At 74.7% G+C, this 15,882-nt stretch carries 14 protein-coding genes; 5 read left to right on the top strand and 9 right to left on the bottom strand.

Going from position 1 to position 15,882, the window contains the following annotated elements:
* Nucleotides 1–31: 31 nt before the first annotated feature.
* The 7 genes from mnhG to GA0070617_RS09310 form a co-directional block, all read right to left on the bottom strand.
* Nucleotides 32–397 carry a monovalent cation/H(+) antiporter subunit G gene (mnhG, locus tag GA0070617_RS09340; RefSeq protein WP_091435601.1) on the bottom strand — a complete coding sequence of 122 codons (366 nt, stop codon included), beginning with the start codon at nt 395–397 and terminating at the stop codon, nt 32–34.
* Nucleotides 397–660, bottom strand: coding sequence for an MrpF/PhaF family protein (locus GA0070617_RS09335; RefSeq protein WP_091435600.1), 264 nt, complete (start codon nt 658–660; stop codon nt 397–399). Before GA0070617_RS09335 ends, mnhG begins: the two co-directional genes overlap by 1 nt.
* Nucleotides 657–1,220 (bottom strand): Na+/H+ antiporter subunit E, encoded by a 564-nt coding sequence (locus GA0070617_RS09330; RefSeq protein WP_091435599.1) that lies wholly within the window; start codon nt 1,218–1,220, stop codon nt 657–659. The genes GA0070617_RS09335 and GA0070617_RS09330 overlap by 4 nt, the downstream gene beginning before the upstream one ends.
* Nucleotides 1,217–2,731, bottom strand: coding sequence for a Na+/H+ antiporter subunit D (locus tag GA0070617_RS09325; RefSeq protein WP_091435598.1), 1,515 nt, complete (start codon nt 2,729–2,731; stop codon nt 1,217–1,219). The genes GA0070617_RS09330 and GA0070617_RS09325 overlap by 4 nt, the downstream gene beginning before the upstream one ends.
* Entirely contained in the window at nt 2,728–3,207 is a 480-nt protein-coding gene (locus GA0070617_RS09320; protein WP_091435597.1) for a Na(+)/H(+) antiporter subunit C, read from the bottom strand. Before GA0070617_RS09320 ends, GA0070617_RS09325 begins: the two co-directional genes overlap by 4 nt.
* Nucleotides 3,204–6,047, bottom strand: a complete 2,844-nt coding sequence (locus GA0070617_RS09315) for a Na+/H+ antiporter subunit A (RefSeq protein ID WP_091435596.1) — start codon at nt 6,045–6,047, stop codon at nt 3,204–3,206. Before GA0070617_RS09315 ends, GA0070617_RS09320 begins: the two co-directional genes overlap by 4 nt.
* Nucleotides 6,048–6,142: 95 nt before the next feature.
* Nucleotides 6,143–6,466, bottom strand: a complete 324-nt coding sequence (locus GA0070617_RS09310; protein WP_091435595.1) for a hypothetical protein — start codon at nt 6,464–6,466, stop codon at nt 6,143–6,145.
* A gap of 178 nt (nt 6,467–6,644) precedes the next feature.
* Between GA0070617_RS09310 and GA0070617_RS09305 the strand changes: the two genes are divergently transcribed.
* Nucleotides 6,645–11,291 carry an ATP-dependent helicase gene (locus GA0070617_RS09305; protein ID WP_091435594.1) on the top strand — a complete coding sequence of 1,549 codons (4,647 nt, stop codon included), beginning with the start codon at nt 6,645–6,647 and terminating at the stop codon, nt 11,289–11,291.
* A gap of 11 nt (nt 11,292–11,302) precedes the next feature.
* On the opposite strand, the gene GA0070617_RS09300 is transcribed toward GA0070617_RS09305, so the two are convergent.
* The gene (locus tag GA0070617_RS09300) at nt 11,303–11,932 is read right to left on the bottom strand and encodes a hypothetical protein (protein WP_091435593.1); all 630 of its coding nucleotides are present in this window, start codon (nt 11,930–11,932) and stop codon (nt 11,303–11,305) included.
* A 104-nt stretch (nt 11,933–12,036) separates the two neighbouring features.
* Nucleotides 12,037–12,603 (bottom strand): TetR/AcrR family transcriptional regulator, encoded by a 567-nt coding sequence (locus tag GA0070617_RS09295; protein WP_217628780.1) that lies wholly within the window; start codon nt 12,601–12,603, stop codon nt 12,037–12,039.
* 119 nt (nt 12,604–12,722) lie between these two features.
* On the opposite strand from GA0070617_RS09295, the gene GA0070617_RS09290 reads away from it, so the two are divergent.
* The 4 genes from GA0070617_RS09290 (at nt 12,723) to GA0070617_RS09275 (ending at nt 15,877) form a co-directional block, all read left to right on the top strand.
* Nucleotides 12,723–13,655: an SDR family NAD(P)-dependent oxidoreductase gene (locus GA0070617_RS09290; protein ID WP_229688608.1), complete on the top strand. Its 933-nt coding sequence runs from the start codon at nt 12,723–12,725 to the stop codon at nt 13,653–13,655.
* A gap of 53 nt (nt 13,656–13,708) precedes the next feature.
* Nucleotides 13,709–14,605, top strand: coding sequence for an SAM hydrolase/SAM-dependent halogenase family protein (locus tag GA0070617_RS09285; protein WP_091435591.1), 897 nt, complete (start codon nt 13,709–13,711; stop codon nt 14,603–14,605).
* A 61-nt stretch (nt 14,606–14,666) separates the two neighbouring features.
* Nucleotides 14,667–14,909, top strand: a complete 243-nt coding sequence (locus GA0070617_RS09280) for a CPCC family cysteine-rich protein (protein ID WP_091435590.1) — start codon at nt 14,667–14,669, stop codon at nt 14,907–14,909.
* Between the two features lie 173 nt (nt 14,910–15,082).
* A complete protein-coding gene (locus GA0070617_RS09275) occupies nt 15,083–15,877 on the top strand; it encodes a DNA-formamidopyrimidine glycosylase family protein (protein WP_091435589.1) in 795 nt (264 codons plus the stop codon).
* Nucleotides 15,878–15,882 lie beyond the last annotated feature (5 nt).

Genomic DNA, 15,882 nt, shown 5'->3' with positions numbered 1-15,882 from the left:
CTGGCGGTGCGCGGGAAGGAGTACCGGCGAGTCAGGTTCGGCCGGCCGACGCCGGTGGTGGGGGTCGACGGCCGGCGAGGTCGTCGGATTCCAGCAGCGCCGGATCGTGGCGTCGGGACCGGTAGGCGGCCCGGCCGATCATCTGCGCCGACACCGGTGCGGTGGCCAGCTGGAAGAGCCCGACCAGGGCGATCATGCCCAGGTCCTCCGGGGTGCGCAGGCGCAGGGCCAGGCCGAGCAGGACCAGCAGCACCCCGAGCACCTGGGGCTTGGTGGCCGCGTGCATCCGGTCCAGCACGTCGGGGAAGCGCAGCAGACCGATCCCGGCGGCGAGGGCAAGCAGCCCGCCGGCGACCAGGCAGAGTCCGCCGGCCCAGTCGGCGACGGTGGCGAGCATCAGCCCTCCTCCCGTACGGCGAAGCGGACCAGCGCCACCGAGCCGATGAAGCCGAGCAGGGAGAGCACCACCAGCACCGCCAGCGTGTCGGTGTGCCGGTTGAGCGCCGCCTCCGCGCCGACCGCGCCGACCGTCGTGGCGAGCAGCATGTCCGCGGCGATCACCCGGTCCAGCAGGGACGGCCCCCGGTACATGCGGGTCAACGAGAGCAGGGCGGTGACCGAGAGCAGGAGGGTGACGCAGACGGCGAGCACGGTGTTCACGACGGGGCCTCCGGGTCGGACGAGACGGTACGGATCTCCGCGCGGGAGCCGACGGCCCGCACGATGCGCCGTTCCACGGTCAGCACCCGGTCCCGGTTGGCGGTGCGGCCGCCGGTGCCGGGCAGGTCGAGCACGTGCACGTAGATGACGGCCTCGTCGCGGTCCACGTCGAGCACGAGGGTGCCCGGGACCAGCGAGACCACCTCGGCGGTGAGGGCCAGGTTCAGGTCGGTACGGACCCGCAGCGGCACGCCCATGATCGCGCTGCGCGGCGCCGGGCCGGGCCGGACGGCCAGGACGGCGACGTGCACGCTGGCCCCGACCAGGTCGACGGCGAATCGGACGGCCAGCACGGTCAACGCCCGCAGCCGCAGCCGGCCGGCGAAGGTCACCGGCGGCAGCGGGAAGAACACCAGCACCGCGCCGCCGGCCACCAGCCCGCCGAGCAGGTTCGCCCAGGAGATCTGACCCCAGAGCAGGATCCAGATCAGCACCAGCCAGCCGAGCGCGATCGCCTGGTCCCGCCAGCGCCCGGCCCGGTCCCGTAGGGCCTGGGTCACGACGTCACCTCCGGCAGCACGGCCCGCAGGTACGGGGTGCGGTCCTGCAGATCGGTCGCCGCGTCGGCGGTGACGTCGAAGAGTGGGCCGGCCACCACGGTCAGCAGGAGTCCGAGCACGACCAGGGCGGCCGTCGCGCCGACCATCAGGTGGGGCAGCCGGACCGGTGGTACGTCGACGGCCAGTCGCGGGGCCCGCCAGAAGGCGATGTTCCACACCCGCGACGCCGCGTAGAGGGTGAGCAGGCTGGTCACCGTGCCGGCGGCGACCAGCACCCAGGCCAGCGGGGTGCCGTCGCTGATCCCGGCCTGGAGCAGGCCCAGCTTGCCGAGGAAGCCGGAGAACGGCGGGATGCCGGCGAGGTTCATGGCGGGGACGAAGAAGAGCACGCCGAGCAGGGGCGCGACCCGGGCCAGCCCGCCGAGGCGACGCAGGTCGGTGCTGCCGGCCCGGACCTCCACCAGGCCGGCGACCAGGAACAGGGTGGTCTGGATGGTGATGTGGTGGACCACGTAGAAGATCGCGCCGGAGAGCCCGGCGACGGTGCTCAACCCGATGCCGAAGATCATGTAGCCGATGTGGCTGACCAGGGTGAACGAGAAGATCCGCTTGAGGTCCGACTGGGCGACCGCGCCGAGGATGCCGACCAGCATGGTCAGCCCCGCCACCACCAGCAGCAGCGTGTCGGCCACGCTGTCCGGGAAGAGCAGCGTCTCGGTCCGGATGATCGCGTACACGCCGACCTTGGTGAGCAGGCCGGCGAAGACGGCGGTGACCGGGGCCGGGGCCGTCGGGTAGCTGTCCGGCAGCCAGGCCGACAGCGGGAAGACCGCCGCCTTGACCCCGAAGGCCAGCAGCAGCATCAGTTGCAGACTGAGCCGTACGCCGGCCGGCAGGGCCTCCAGCCGGTCGGCGATCTGGGCCAGGTTCAGGGTGCCGGTCGCGGCGTACACCAGCCCGACCGACGCCAGGAAGATCATCGACGACAGGACACTGACCACCACGTACGTCGAGCCGGTGCGGATCCGGGTCTCGGTGCCGCCCAGGGTGATCAGGACGAAGCTGGCGGCCAACAGCACCTCGAAGCCGACGTAGAGGTTGAACAGGTCACCGGCGAGGAAGGCGTTGGTGACGCCGGCGGTCAGCACCAGGTAGGTGGGGTGAAAGATGGTGACCGGGGCGCTCTCCCCCACGTCGCTCTGGCCCTGGCCGATGGAGTAGAGCAGCACGCAGAGCGTCACCGCTGCCGAGACCACCAGCAGCAGCGCGGCCAACTGGTCGGCGACCAGCACGATGCCCACCGGCGGGGGCCAGTTGCCGATCCGGGCCACCACCGGCCCGTGCCGGTACGCCTCGACCAGCAGGACCACGGCGACCGCCAGGGTGACGGCGAGCACCGCCACGCTGATGGCCCGCTGCAGGCGGGGACGGTTGGCCAGGACCAGGGTCAGCGCGGCGCCCAGCAGCGGCAGCACCACCGGCAGCGGCACGAGGGCCGACGGGGTCGTCATCGTTGCCCACCACCGCGTGGGGGTCGACGCTCCGGCGGGGGGTCGACCTGCTCGGGGTCGCCGTCCGGGCCCTCCCCGCCGAGGTCGGCGGCGGGCTGCTCGTTGCGGGCGGCCAGCCGGACCACCTGCTGGTCCTCCAGGTCGTCCTGGACCTCGTCGTTGCCGGTCAGGTACCAGCTGCGGTAGGCCACGGCCAGCAGGAATCCGGTGAACCCGAAGGTGATCACGATGGCGGTGAGCACCATCGCCTGGGGCAGCGGGTCGCTCATCCGGTCGGTGGGGCCGGCACCTACCAGCGGCGCCCCGCCGGCCCGGCCGCCCACCAGCACCAGCAGGTTCACCCCGTTGCCGAAGAGGATGACGCCGAGCAGGATGCGGGTCAGGCTGCGCTCCAGCAGCAGGGTGACCCCGGTGGTGACGAAGATGCCGACGGCGACCACCAGGACCAGGGTCGGCCCGCCCCCGCCCGCGGTCACGCGCGTTCCCCGTCGGGGTCGACGAGCAGCCCTCGGCTGTGGCCGCCGGCCGCCTCGATGTGCCGGTCGACCTCCGCGCCGAGGCTGCGCAGGATGTCCAGGGCCATCCCGACCACCACCAGGTAGACGCCGACGTCGAAGAAGAGCGAGGTGACCAGGTAGGAGGCGCCGAGGCCGGGTACCGAGAAGTCGATCTTCGCGCTCTCCAGCACCGCGCCGCCGGCCAGCAGGGAGACCACCCCGGAGCCGACGGCGACGGCCAGGCCGGCGCCGAGCACGGTGCCCGCCCCGACCGGTACCGCCTCGGCCAGCTCGTACCGGCCGCCGGCCAGGTAGCGGACCACCAGCGCCAGGCTGGCGACCAGGCCGCCGGCGAACCCACCGCCTGGGGCGTTGTGCCCGGAGAAGAGCAGGAAGAGCGAGAAGAGCACCACGGTGTGGAAGAGCAGCCGGGTGACCACCTCGAAGACGATCGAGCGTTGCCGCTCGTGCAGGGTCGATCCGCCCCGCAGCCAGACCGCCCGGTCGGTACGCCGGGGGCCGCCGGGCTGTCGGGGTCGGGGGCGGCGCGGTCGGGGGCCGGTGCGGGAACGCTGGAAGACCAGGCTCGCCACCCCGGTGGCGGCCACCACGAGGACGGCCAGTTCCCCCATGGTGTCCCAGGCGCGGATGTCGACCAGGGTCACGTTCACCACGTTGCGGCCGTGACCCTGCTCGACGGCGAGTTGCGGGAAGGCCAGCGAGTCCGGGGGCGCCTGCCGGGCTCCGGCGGCGGTCAGGGTGAGGCCCACGAACACCACCCCGGCCGCCAGGCCGACCAGCCGGCGTACCCAACGGCTGCTCCGCAGCGGCCGGGCCGAGAAGCGTTCCGGCAGGCGGCGCAGGACCAGCACGAAGACCGCGATGGTCGCCGTCTCGACCAGGAACTGGGTGAGCGCCAGGTCCGGTGCGCCGTAGAGCACGAAGAGCATCGCGCTGCCGTAGCCGGTCACCCCGACCAGCAGCATCGCGGTCAGCCGGCGGCGGGCACCGACGGCGAGCACCGCCGCGACCGCGACCACCAGGACCACCACCACCTGCAACGGGGTGTCCCAGAGGGCGATCCGGGTGAGCCAGGGCCGGGTCACCAGCAACGCCACGCCGGGCACCGCCACCAGCACGATCAGGATGGTGCCCAGGAACTGCGGCAGGGAGCCGCGTTGGGTGGCGCCGGTGACCTCGATGGCGAGCAGGTCGAAGCGGCGGGAGACCCACTCGTACCCCTCGGAGCCGCTCACCGGGAAGCGCAGTCGCGCGAGCACCGGGACCAGCGGCCCGCGCAGCGCGAACAGCAGCCCGCCGCCGCCCAGGGCGAGGACCGACAGACCCAGCGCGGGGGTGAGGCCGTGCCAGAGCGCCAGCTGCTCGCCGGGCGTCCCGAACAGCTGCGCGTACGGCCCGAGCAGCCCACCCACCGGCCCGGCGAGCACCCCGGTGACCAGTCCGGCGCCGGCCAGTACGGCGGGGGGCAGGAGCATGGCTGCGCCGGCCGGCCCGGTGCCGGTGGGCGCCACGCCGTCCTTGACCGCGAAGGCGCCCCAGAGGAACCGGGCGCTGTAGGCGACGGTGAGCACGGTGCCGAGCACCAGCAGGGCGAGGACCAGCGGCCGATCGGTGAAGGCGGCGAAGACCGCCTCCTTGGCGACGAACCCGATCAGCGGCGGCAGGCCGGCCATGGAGGCGGCGGCGAGCAGCGCGACGCCGAACAGCACCGGTGCCCGGCGTCCCAGTCCGGAGAGTTCACCCAGCTCACGGGTGCCGGTGGTGTGGTCCACCACGCCGACGACGAGAAAGAGGGCGGCCTTGAACAGGGCGTGCGCGAGCAGCATCGCGGTGCCGGCCAGCGCGGCGTCCGGGGTGCCCGCCCCGGTCACCACCACCAGCAGGCCCAGCTGGCTGACCGTGCCGTAGGCCAGCAGCAGCTTCAGGTCGGTCTGCCGCAGCGCCGCCCAACCGCCGACGAGCATGGTGGCCAGGCCGGCGGTGACCACCACCGGACGCCACGGCACGGCCGTGGCGAGCACCGGGGCGAGCAGGGCGATCAGGTAGACGCCCGCCTTGACCATCGCCGCGGCGTGCAGGTACGCGCTGACCGGGGTGGGTGCCGCCATCGCCGCCGGCAGCCAGGAGCTGAACGGCAGGATCGCCGACTTCGACAGCGCCCCGACCAGGATCAGCACCACCGCGACGGTGAGCGCGGCCCCGCCGGGCAACGGACCGTCGGTGATCTCCGACCAGCGGTAGCTGCCGGCGTGGTGGCCGAGGATCAGCACGCCGACGAGCATGGCCAGCCCGCCGAGGGTGGTCACGGTGAGCGCCTGGGCCGCCGCCCACCGGCTGGACCGCCGTTCGGTGCTGTGCCCGATGAGCAGGTACGAGAAGACGGTGGTGAGTTCCCAGCAGACGTAGAGCAGGAGCAGGTCGTCGGCGAGGACCAGGCCGAGCATGGCTCCGGCGAAGGCGACCAGGACCGCGGCGAAGCGGGCCAGCCCGACCGAGCCGACGCGGAAGTACCGGGAGCAGTAGACCAGCACCAGCGCTCCGACCCCGCCGACCAGCAGGGTCATCAGCCAGGACAGGGTGGTGAGCCGGAACGCCAGGTCGAGCCCGAGCTGACCGATCCACGGGTACGCCTCGACCACCGTGCCGCCGGCGCGTACCGCCGGGGTGTGGGCCACCGCCCAGCCGGCGGCGGCCGCCGGTGCCAGCGCCAGTGCCAGGAAGGCCCGCGGACCCCACCAGCGCACCAGCAGCGGCGCGACGAGCGCCGCCACCAGGTGGAGGATCAGCAGTAACAGCACGGGTGCTCCAGGTCGACGGCACGGCTCGACAGGCCTTAGCAGCGATCAGACGCCAGTTCACCCGACAATGGGGGCATTTCCGGCAAATGGTGTGATCAGACCAGCAGGTCGGGGCGGCCGAGGTGGAGCACCACCCGGTTGACCACCCGCTGGGCGGCGGCCAGCGAGCGCACCGCCAGCAACCGGCCCCGACTCTCCCGGCGCAGCACGAAGAAGTGCACCGCCGCCCGCACCTGACCCCGGTCGGCGGCGCTGGCCTGCGCGGTGGAGGCGACCAGCTCCCGCAGACAGCCGGCGAGCCGCTCGGCCAGCTCCAGCTCGGGCCCGTGCAGACCGGCCCGGACGACGGCAAGATGGCTGTCGACCTTGCGGATGAGCACGTCGGTGCCGGGCTCGAAGCCACGCTCCTCGACGGCCATCGATCGCCTCCACCTCGACGCTACGTTGCGAGAGAAGCTACGTTATGTTGTCTCTCACATGCAAGCAGTTAAGTAAGACTTTAAGGACCAATCGCCAATATGACGTTCTGGGCCTGCTACCGGGCGCAACGGCGGTGCAGGCCGCGGAAATGTCGGCGGGTGCGGGCACGATGGGGGCGTGACGGAGGTAGGCGACGCGGGGCAGGACGCCACGACGGTGCTGGCCGGCTTCGGCGCGGCCACCCGGGAGTGGTTCGCCGCCGCCTTCGCCGCGCCGACCGCCGCGCAGGACGGGGCATGGCGGTCGGTGACCGCGGGGCGCAACGCGCTGGTGGTCGCCCCGACCGGCTCCGGCAAGACGCTCGCCGCGTTCCTCTGGTCGCTGGACCGCCTCGCCCGTGACCCCGCGCCACCCGATCCACGCCACCGGTGCCGGGTGCTCTACGTCAGCCCGCTCAAGGCCCTCGCGGTCGACGTCGACCGCAACCTGCGCGCCCCGCTGGCCGGCATCCGTCAGGCCGCGACCCGGCTCGGCCTGACCGCACCGGACATCACGGTCGGCATGCGCACCGGCGACACCCCGGCCGACGAGCGGAGGGCCTTCGCCCGCACCCCGCCGGATGTGCTCATCACCACGCCGGAGTCGCTGTTCCTGCTGCTCACCTCGGCCGCCCGGGAGTCCCTGCGCGGCGTCGACACGGTCATCGTCGACGAGGTGCACGCGGTCGCCGGCACCAAACGCGGCGCGCACCTCGCCCTGTCCCTGGAGCGTCTGGACGAGCTGCTGCCCCGCCCCGCCCAACGGATCGGTCTCTCCGCGACCGTCCGCCCGGTCGACGGCTGCGCCCGTTTCCTCGGCGGCCCCCGACCGGTGGACGTGGTGCAGCCCGCCACGCCCAAGACCATCGAGGTGAACGTCCAGGTGCCGGTCGAGGACATGACCCGCCTCGACGAGCAGGACGCGCCCGCCGAGGACGCCCTCGGCGGGCCCGGGCCGCGCCGGGCCTCGATCTGGCCGGCGGTGGAGGAGCGCGTCCTCGCACTGATCCGCGCCCACCGGTCGACGATCGTCTTCACCAACTCCCGGCGTGGTGCCGAGCGGCTCTGCGCCCGCCTCAACGAGCTGGCCGCCGAGCAGACCAACGCCGAGCAGCAGTCCGGCGCCGGCGAAGCCGGCAGCCCCGACACCAGGCCGGCGTACCCCGGGGGCCGGGCCGTTGCCGGGTCCGGGGGGACCGGGCGGGCGCCGGCCGAGGTGATGGCGCAGTCCGGGGCGGCGGTCGGGGCGGAGCCGGTGATCGCCCGCGCCCACCACGGCAGTGTGTCCCGCGAGGAGCGCCGCCAGATCGAGGAGGCGCTCAAGGCCGGCCAGTTGCCCGCCGTGGTGGCCACCTCCAGTCTGGAGCTCGGCATCGACATGGGCGCGGTGGACCTGGTGGTGCAGATCGAGGCCCCGCCCAGCGTGGCCGCCGGGCTGCAACGGGTCGGCCGGGCCGGGCACCAGGTAGGTGCGGTCTCCCGGGGGGTGGTCTTTCCCAAGCACCGGGGGGACCTGCTCTCCTGCACGGTGGTGGCCGAACGGATGGCCGACGGGGCCATCGAGGAGCTGCACCCCCCGCGCAACCCGCTCGACGTGCTGGCCCAGCAGATCGTCGCCATGGTGGCGCTGGAGCCCTGGGCCGTCGCCGACCTCGCCGGGCTGGTCCGCCGGGCGGCGGCCTTCGCCGACCTGCCCGACTCGGCCCTGCGTGCCGTCCTGGACATGCTCGCCGGGCGGTACCCCTCGACCGCCTTCGCCGAGCTGCGCCCGCGACTGCTCTGGGACCGGGGCACCGACACCCTGACCGGCCGTCCCGGCGCGCAACGGCTCGCGGTGACCAGCGGCGGCACCATCCCCGACCGGGGATTGTTCGGGGTCTTCCTGGCCGGCGCGGCCACCGCGGCCCGGGTCGGCGAGCTGGACGAGGAGATGGTCTACGAGTCCCGGGTCGGCGACGTCTTCCTGCTCGGCTCCTCCTCCTGGCGGATCGAGGAGATCACCCCCGACCGGGTGCTGGTCTCACCCGCCCCCGGCCAGGCCGCCCGGATGCCGTTCTGGAAGGGCGACCAGCCGGGCCGTCCGGTGGAGCTGGGCCGGGCGATCGGGGCCCGGGTGCGGGCCCTGCTCCGGCAGGACGACGAGACGGCCGTGGCCGGGCTGCGGGCCGGTGGGCTCGACGACTGGGCCGCCGGCAACCTGCTGGCGTACCTGCGGGAGCAACAGGCCGCCACCCGGTCCCTGCCGGACGACCGGACGGTCCTGGTGGAGCGGTTCCGCGACGAGTTGGGCGACTGGCGACTGGCCGTGCACTGTCTGCTCGGTGCCCGGGTCAACGCGGCCTGGGCGCTGGCCATCGGCCGCCGGCTGGCCGAGCGGTACGGCGTGGACGCCCAGGTGATGCCCGCCGACGACGGCATCGTGGTACGCCTGCCGGACACCGCCGACGAGCCACCCGGCGCGGACGTGGTCGTCTTCGACCCCGACGAGATCGCCCAGCTGGTCGAGGAGTCGGTAGGCACGTCGGCCCTCTTCGCGTCCCGGTTCCGCGAGTGCGCCGCCCGGGCGTTGCTGCTGCCCCGGCGCGACCCCCGCCGCCGGCAACCGCTGTGGCAGCAGCGGCAGCGGGCCGCCCAACTGCTCGACGTGGCCCGGGAGTACGCCGACTTCCCGGTCACCCTGGAGGCCGCCCGGGAGTGCCTGCAGGACGTCTTCGACCAGCCGGCCCTGGCCCAGCTGATGCGGGACCTGACCGCCCGCCGGATCCGCCTGGTCGAGGTGGCCACCGACCGTCCCTCACCGTTCGCCCGCTCGCTGCTCTTCGGCTACGTCGGGGCCTTCCTCTACGAGGGCGACGCCCCACTGGCCGAGCGTCGGGCCGCCGCGCTGACGCTGGACTCGGCGCTGCTGGGTGAGCTGCTCGGCCGGGTGGACCTGCGGGAGCTGCTCGACCCGGCGGTGCTGGCCGAGACCGAGCGGCAGCTGCGCTGGCTGACCGCGCAACGCCGGCCCCGCGACGGCGAGGACGTGGTGGAGCTGCTCCGGGTGCTCGGCGACCTCTCCGAGACCGAGCTGGCCGCCCGGGAGGTCCCGCCGGAGTGGCTCACCGAGCTGGCGGCGGCCCGGCGGGTGCTGCGGGTCCGGATCGCCGGCGAGGAGCGCTGGGTGGGGGTGGAGGACGCCGCCCGGCTGCGCGACGCGCTCGGGGTCGCGCTGCCGGTGGGGGTCGCCGGGGCGTACCTCGAACCGGTGGCCGACCCGCTCGGCGACCTGGTCGCCCGGTACGCCCGCACCCACGGCCCGTTCGCCGCGGCGACCTGCGCGGCCCGCTTCGGGCTCGGGGTCTTCGTGGTGGAGCAGACGTTGCGCCGGCTGGCCGCCACCGGCCGGGTGCTCTCCGGCGAGTTCACCCCGGACAGCGTGGGCACCCAGTGGTGCGACGCGGAGGTGCTGCGGTTGTTACGCCGGCGGTCGCTGGCCGCGCTGCGCCGGGAGATCGAGCCGGTGCCGCCGGCGGCGCTGGCCACGTTCCTGCCCCGCTGGCAACAGGTCGGCTCGGCGGCCCGGGGGGTGGAGGCGGTCCTCGCCGCCGTCGACCAGTTGCAGGGCGTCGCGGTGCCCGCCTCCGCCTGGGAACGGCTGGTCCTGCCCAACCGGGTCGCCGACTACTCCCCCGCGCAGCTCGACGAGCTCTGCGCCAGCGGTGAGGTGCTCTGGGCCGGTTCCGGGGCGATCGCCGGCGGCGACGGCTGGCTCACCCTGGCCTACCCGGACACCGCGCCGTTGCTGCTGCCCCCGCCGGACGAGGCGCTGGCCCGTACCCCGCTGCACGAGGCGGTGCTGGCGGCGCTCGCCGACGGGCAGGCGCTCTTCTTCCGGTCGCTGTCGGACCGGGTCGGCTCCGGCGACGACGCCGCCCTGGTCGCCGCCGTCTGGGACCTGGTCTGGGCCGGGTACCTCACCAACGACACCCTCGCGCCGCTGCGGGCGGTGCTCGGCGGCGGCGGGGCGCACCGGGCCCGCCCGGGTGCGGGGCGCACCCGGTACCGCCGTCCCGGGCGGGTCGCGCTGCCCAGCCGGGGCGGGCCGCCGACGGTGGCCGGACGTTGGTCCCGGCTGCCCGACCGGGACACCGACCCGACCCGACGGGCCACCGCCCTGGCCGACGTGCTGCTGGAGCGGCACGGCATCGTCACCCGGGGCGCGGTCCTGGCCGAGCAGGTGGTGGGCGGATTCGCGGCGGTCTACCCGGTGCTGTCCGCGTTGGAGGAGCGCGGCGCGGCCCGGCGCGGGTACTTCGTGGAAGGGCTCGGGGCGGCCCAGTTCGCCGTGCCGGGGGCGGTGGACCGGATCCGCGCGGTGGCCGAGACCGCCGAGTCCGGGCGGGACCGCTCCGGGGCGGCGCTGGTGTTGGCGGCGACCGACCCGGCGAACCCGTACGGCGCGGCGCTGCCGTGGCCCGACCGGGCGGTGGACGCGGGCGACGCCGCCGGCGCGCCCACCGGGCACCGGGCCGGCCGCAAGGCGGGCGCGGTGGTGGTGCTGGTCGGCGGTGAGCTGGTGCTCTACGTGGAGCGGGGCGGACGCACCCTGCTCTCGTTCAGCTCCGACACCGAGGTGGTGACCGGGGCGGGCCGGGCGCTCGCCGAGGCGGTGCACTCCGGGGCGTTGGGGGCGATGTCGGTCGAGCGGGCCGACGGCGCGTCCGTGCACTCGTCACCGCTGCACGCCGCGCTGACCGCCGCCGGTTTCCGGGCCACCCCACGCGGGCTCCGACTGCGCGGCTGACCCGGCACGCCTCAGCCGAGCCCGGCCAGGACGCGTTCGTAGCGCGGCCGGTCGGCCGAGGGGGTCCTCGCCTCCAGGTAGTTCAACACCACGGTGCCGTGCCGGTACGACATCCCGCTCCAGGTGTCGGCGATGTCGCTGGCGGCCGTCTCGTCGGGGAAGACGTAGACCGTGACGGCGTCGGTGGCGATCAGCTCCGAGCAGCCCAGCCCCTGCCCGTCCGGTCCACAGTCGACGGATCGGTCCCGGGGGTTGGGCACCGGCAGCTTGGCGGCCCGGAACGCGTCGACTACCGTGCGCGCACTGGGCGCGCCGGCGGGCCTTTTCGGCAGCACGACCGGTGGCGGGCTGTTGCGGCGCGCCGACGGGGTGTCGGTCCTGCCGGCGGTCGGGCCGGGTGCCGGGGCGGTGGCGGACGGGCCGTCGGCGGGCGTACCGGTGGCCGAGGCCCCGGGGGCGGTCGACGCCGGCGGGACGGTCGACGGGTCGGGGACGGCGGCGGTCGGCGCCGCGCTCGACGGCGCGGCGCCGGTGGTCGGGGCAGCCTCGGGGCGGGTCCGTTCGGTGCCGCAGGCGGTGCTCGCGGCGGCGAGCGCCACGAGCAGGGCGACGGCGGGGACCCTCCAGATGCGACTGTTCACGTCAGGAAGTGTGCCGTCCTCGCGTCCCGGGTGGCACCGTCCGGTCGGTCAGGGCGGGTGTCGCACAGCCGTCAGTACGCCCCGACCGGAGTCACCCGCCGCCGTCAGGGGTGGGCGCGCAGGCCACGCAGCAGGACGTCGAGGTAGCGCTCGCCGGTGGGGGCACCACTTACCTGGACGGCGTGCTGCAGGCCACAGAGCAGTGCCTGGAGGTCCCCGGCGGTGACGTCGGAACGGATCACCCCGTCGGCGCGGGCCCGCCGCAGCAGCCGGTCCACGGCGGCCGTCAACGCGCCCACCAGGTCCCGGGTCTGCGGGCCGGCCGGTTCCGGGGTGGCCAGGACGGCGGCGAGCGCCGGGTCGGTGCGCTGGCCCTCCAGCACGACCCGGAGCAACCCGGCGAGACCGTTGGCCACGTCGGGCTCGGCGGCAGCCCGCACGGCGGCGGCGACCACCTGGGCGAGCCCTTCGGCTGCCAGCGCCTCCAGCAGCACCTGGCGGCTGGGGAAGTGTCGGTAGACGGTGCCCACGCCGACCCCGGCCGCCTTGGCCACGGCGTTCAGCGGCAGCTCCAGCTCACCGGCGGCGATCCGGTCGCGGGCGGCCTGCAGCATCCGGGCGCGCACCCGGGCGGAGTCGGCCCGCAGGGACTCGGCGTTGGTCGTCGACACCCGGACCAGAGTACGCGGATAATCCATCCGATGAGATCGGATTAGTCATCCGCTGCCGTGCTACCGTCGACCCAGCTGAGCGGATAACTCATCCGCTCCACTGCCACCGGAGGTGCGGCGTGCCCGTTTCCTGGACCCTCGACGAGATGCCCGACCAGACCGGCCGCACGGCGGTGGTCACCGGCGCCAGCAGCGGCCTCGGCCTGATCGCCGCCGAACGGCTCGCCGCCCGCGGCGCCCGCGTGATCATGGCGGTCCGGGACCCGGCCAAGGGCGAACGGGTCCGCTCCGGGCTCACCGGCGACCTGACGGTACGGCGGCTGGACCTGGCCGACCTCGACTCGGTACGCGCGTTCGCCGCCGGACTGCGCGCCGAGGGCCGCCACCTCGACCTGCTGCTCAACAACGCCGGGACCAACGTCGGCGGCTCCGGGGCGACCGCCCAGGGGTACGAGCCGGTCTTCGCCACCAATCACCTGGGCCACTTCGCCCTGACCGGCCTGCTGCTGGACCTCTTCGCCCCGGACCGGCTCCCCCGGGTGGTCACGGTGACCTCCGGCATGTACCGGCTGCTGCGCAGCGGCCCCGACCTGGACAACCTGGCCGGCGACCCGGCCGTCTCGCCGGGCGTGCGCTACGTCCGCTCGAAGCAGGCAAACGTCCTGTTCGGCGCCGAACTCGACCGCCGGCTACGCCGGGCCGGCAGCCCGGTGCGCAGCTTCCTGGCCCACCCCGGCATGTCCCGGACCCCGCTCAACACCCGGCCCGACGGCGCGCTGGAACGGGTGGTGACCAACGGCATCGGCCTCCTGACGGCCCGCAGTCCGCTGCGCGCCACCATCTCGCTGCTCTACGCCGCGACCAGCCCCACCGCCGAGACCGGCGTCCTGCACGGCCCGTCGCTGCGCAAGTGGGACAGCCGGGTACACGCCCGCCGGATCGTCGCGCCCGCCGACGATCCCGTCCTCGCCGAGCGCCTCTGGCAGGTCTCCACGGCCGCGACCGGGGTGGCGTACCTCGACGACGTACCGGCACCGGCCGCCCGGGGGTGACCGCCACGACAGGGAAGCTGTCGCTGCCCGGCGGGGCTGGTTAGCCTTCGACGATGGCGCAGAGCTGGATCTCGTTGACCACCGACTACGGCCTGACCGACGGTTTCGTGGCCGCCTGCCACGGGGTGCTCGCCCGACTCGCCCCGCAGGCACGGATCATCGACGTGACCCACCTGATCCCGGCGGCCGACGTACGGCGCGGCGCGGCGGTGCTCGCCCAGACCGTGCCGTACCTGCCGTGGGGGGTGCACGTGGCGGTGGTCGACCCGGGGGTCGGCACGGACCGGCGCGGCGTCGGCCTGGCCACCCCGGGCGGGTTCCTGGTCGGGCCGGACAACGGTCTGCTGGTCGACGCCGCGCTCGCCCTCGGCGGGATCGGGGCGGCGGTGGAGTTGACCGACCCGCGCTGGCTGGCGTCGCGGGTGTCGCGGACCTTCCACGGCCGGGACGTCTTCGCGCCGGTGGCGGCCCGACTGGCCGGCGGCGACCCGCTGGCCGCCGCCGGCCCGGCGGTCGACCCGGACACCCTGGTCCGGCTGCCCACACCGACGGTACGGGCCGACACCGACGGGCTGACCGCCGAGGTGTCCACCGTGGACCACTTCGGCAACGTCCAGTTGGCCGCCCCGGCGGCCCTGCTCGACGCCCTACCACCGACCCTCACGGTCACCGGCCACCCGGCAGCACCCGCACGCGCCGGGTTTCCGGCGGCACCCGCACGCGCCGGTCAACCGGCGGCACCCGCACGGGCCGGTCAACCGGCAGCACCCGCACGGGCCGGTCAACCGGCGGTACGCGGGGAGACCTTCGCCGACGCGGGCCACGGCGAGTTGGTGGTGTACGGCGACTCGGCCGATCGGGTGGCGATCGCGGTGAACGGTGGACGGGCGGTGGACCTGCTGGCGGTGACGCCCGGCGATCTGCTGACCGTGAGCGCCCGATCGCGGTGAGCGCAACAATCGGTACGCTCCCGTGCTCCAGTCCGCTCCGGCGGTGTGGAATGCTTCCCCGGTGGGTGATCAATGGGTTCCGGCCGCCTGTCCCTGTTGCGCCTGTCGGACCGGCGGGGGGACCTGTCCGGTCTGCTTCTGGACCGACGACGGTCAGGGTGACGCCGACGCCGAGGTGGTACGGGGCGGCCCCAACGGTGACCTGAGCCTCTCGCACGCCCGACTCAACTACGCCGTGTACGGCGCCAGCCACCCCCGCTACCAGGACATGGTCCGGCCGCCCCGCCCGGAGGAGCGGCCCTGACCGGCCCGCCCCAAAACAGCGGCCATGACCGGCCAGCCGGGCGAACGGCCCTGACCGGCCGCCCGGACGAACGGCCCTGACCGGCCGGCCGGCCCTGACCGGCCGGCCGGCAACGCGCCCGGGAAACGCCGCCAGGAGCGTCCTGACCCACGCCGACCAGGCAGGATGGTCAGGTGCCCGAGGGTGACACCGTCTGGAACACCGCTCGCGTCCTGCACCGGGCGCTGGCGGGTAGCCGGCTGACCGGCACCGACTTCCGGGTGCCGCAGCTGGCCGGGGTCGAGCTGGCCGGCTGGACCGTGCTCGAGTCGGCCAGCCGGGGCAAGCACCTGCTGTTGCGACTGGCCGACCCGGCCGGCGCCGAGCGTCGTACCCTGCACTCGCACCTGCGGATGGACGGCGCGTGGCGGGCGTACGCGCCGGGGGAACGGTGGACGGCCCGACCGGCGCACCTGATCCGGGTGGTGCTGCGTAGCCCGGGTGCGGTGGCGGTCGGCTACCACCTGCACGAGCTGGCCCTGGTGCCGACCACCGAGGAGGCGACCCTGGTCGGCCGGCTCGGGCCGGACCTGCTCGGGCCGGACTGGGATCCGCAGGAGGCGGTCCGGCGGTTGGCCGCCCGGCCCGAGGTCACCGTCGCCGAGGCGCTGTTGGACCAGCGCAACCTGGCCGGGGTGGGCAACCTCTACAAGTGCGAGGTGTTGTTCCTGCGCGGCATCTGGCCGTGGACCCCGGTCGGGTCGGTGCCAGACCTGGCCGGCCTGGTGACGCTGGCGCAGCGGCTGCTCGCGGCCAACCGGGGCCGGTGGACCCAGAGCACCACCGGGTCGCTGCACCGGGGCGCGACCAGCTACGTCTACGGCCGGCGGGCCCAGCCCTGTCGCCGTTGCGGCACCGCGATCGACAAACGGGAGCAGGCCGACCGGGTCACCTACTGGTGCCCGCGCTGCCAACCGGAACAACCCTGACACCG

The organism is Micromonospora yangpuensis (assembly GCF_900091615.1).
GTDB classification, from domain to species: Bacteria; Actinomycetota; Actinomycetes; order Mycobacteriales; family Micromonosporaceae; genus Micromonospora; species Micromonospora yangpuensis.
This window is presented reverse-complemented; position numbering and strand designations above follow the sequence as displayed.